Raw genomic sequence first — 1671 nt, 5'->3', positions numbered from 1 at the left:
CAGCTTCTTCACCATCGCGCGCCCGCTGTTCGGCATGAACGCGACCTTGCGCGGATGCACGCCCTGCAGGTCTTCCGCCGTGATGCGGATGCGTTCGAGCGCCAGGTAGCGGCGCACGAAATCCGCGTTGCGGTCGCCGATGTTGATGGTCGTCATCCCGGCCAGCACGGCCGCGCCGCCGAACACCTTCGCCTCGAAGCGTTCGCGGCGCCCGCCGGCCTTGATCAGCTCGTTGATCAGCACTTCCATCGCATACGCGCCGTAGCGCATCGATTCCGACGCGGCCGCGCCCGGATCGGCGCCATCGTCCGGCAGCATGAAGTGGTTCATTCCGCCGATGCCCGCATACGGGTCGTGCAGGCACGCGGCGACGCACGAGCCGAGCACGGTCATCAGCACCATGTCCTCGGACGTCGTGTAGAACTCGTTCGGCAACAGCTTCACGCCGGGACGGCCGAAGTGGCTGTCGAAGTAGCGATTGGTGGCGATCGGCAGGGCGCTCATCCGCGCTCTCCCAGGGCCGATACGGCGCCCGCGGCCCGTGCGCGCACCGGCGACGGCATCGCAGGCGCCTGCGCGCCACGCGGCCGTGCGCCCTGCCCGGCGTCGCGGGTCAGTTCGTACACCGTCTGCCCGCGCAGCCGGAACGCCTGCGAGACATACGTGAAGTTTTCCGAATGCCCGGCGAACAGCAGCCCGCCCGGCTTCACGAGCGGCTCGAAGCGCGACAGCACCTGCCCCTGTGTCGGCTTGTCGAAATAGATCATCACGTTGCGACAGAAGATCGCGTCGAACGGCTTCGCGATCCCGTAATCCGCATCGGTCAGGTTCAGCTGCTCGAAGCGGATCATCGCGCGCAGCTCGGGGCGCACCTTCACGCGGCCGGCCTGCGGGCCCGTGCCCTTCAGGAAGAAGCGCTTCAGCCGCTCCGGTGCCAGGTGCTTGACCTGGTCGTACGTGTAGATGCCGGCCTCCGCCTTCGCGAGCACCTGCGTGTCGAGGTCGGTCGCGAGGATCGACGCGCCGCGTGCCGCCGATTCGCCGAGCGCCTCGATCAGCGTGATCGCGATCGAGTAAGGCTCCTCGCCGGTCGACGCCGCCGAGCACCAGACCGATACCGGCGCCGGCCGCCCCTTCACGAAATCCGACAGGATCGGGAAATGGTGCGACTCGCGGAAGAACGCGGTCAGGTTCGTGGTCAGCGCATTGGTGAACGCTTCCCACTCGAGCGGATCGTCTTCCTGCTCGAGCAGGTCGAGGTAGTCGCGAAACGTGTCGAGGCCGCGCGCCCGCAAGCGGCGCGCGAGGCGGCTGTACGCCATGTCGCGCTTGTGCTCGGACAGCGAGATCCCCGCGCGTTGATGGATCAGCGCGCGAATGCGTGCGAAATCCGCGCCCGTGAACGCGAAGTCGCGCCCCGGCTCGCCCGCGCGAGGCGAGGCATCCGGGGCATCGGGTCGAAACGGCGCGCGCGCGTGCGGCATGGTTTAGAAGGTCTCCCAGTCGTCGTCGGACGTGCCGGCCGTGGCCGCCGCCGGCTTCTCGCCGTTCAGCGCCGGGCGCACGAGTGCGGGCTTCGCCGCCGGCTTGTCGGCCGGTGCGGCGGATTTCGTGAGACGCGGCCCGTAGCCGCCCGCGGCGGTACCGCGGGAAGCCGGCGTGTCCTTCTGC

General features: G+C 69.0%; 3 protein-coding genes. All 3 read right to left on the bottom strand.

What is annotated here, in order from left to right:
• The coding region (gene cheD, locus JYJ84_RS36060; RefSeq protein ID WP_205190242.1) for a chemoreceptor glutamine deamidase CheD at positions 1 to 504 on the bottom strand (504 nt) is incomplete at its 3' end.
• Positions 501 to 1484 carry a CheR family methyltransferase gene (locus tag JYJ84_RS36055; protein ID WP_122944129.1) on the bottom strand — a complete coding sequence of 328 codons (984 nt, stop codon included), beginning with the start codon at positions 1482 to 1484 and terminating at the stop codon, positions 501 to 503. The genes cheD and JYJ84_RS36055, both read right to left, overlap by 4 nt.
• 3 nt (positions 1485 to 1487) lie before the next feature.
• Positions 1488 to 1671: hypothetical protein (locus tag JYJ84_RS36050; RefSeq protein WP_205190241.1), on the bottom strand; the 184-nt coding region annotated here is incomplete at its 5' end.

Source organism: Burkholderia sp. LMG 13014, from assembly GCF_905232215.1.
GTDB lineage: Bacteria > Pseudomonadota > Gammaproteobacteria > Burkholderiales > Burkholderiaceae > Burkholderia.
The sequence above is the reverse complement of the archived record's forward strand: the minus strand, read 5'-3'. Positions and strand labels throughout refer to the sequence as shown.

Bases quoted from the DNA above. Each gene is read 5' to 3' on its own strand.
- JYJ84_RS36055 (WP_122944129.1), bottom strand. From the start codon at position 1,484: ATGCCGCACGCGCGCGCGCCGTTTCGACCCGATGCCCCGGATGCCTCG.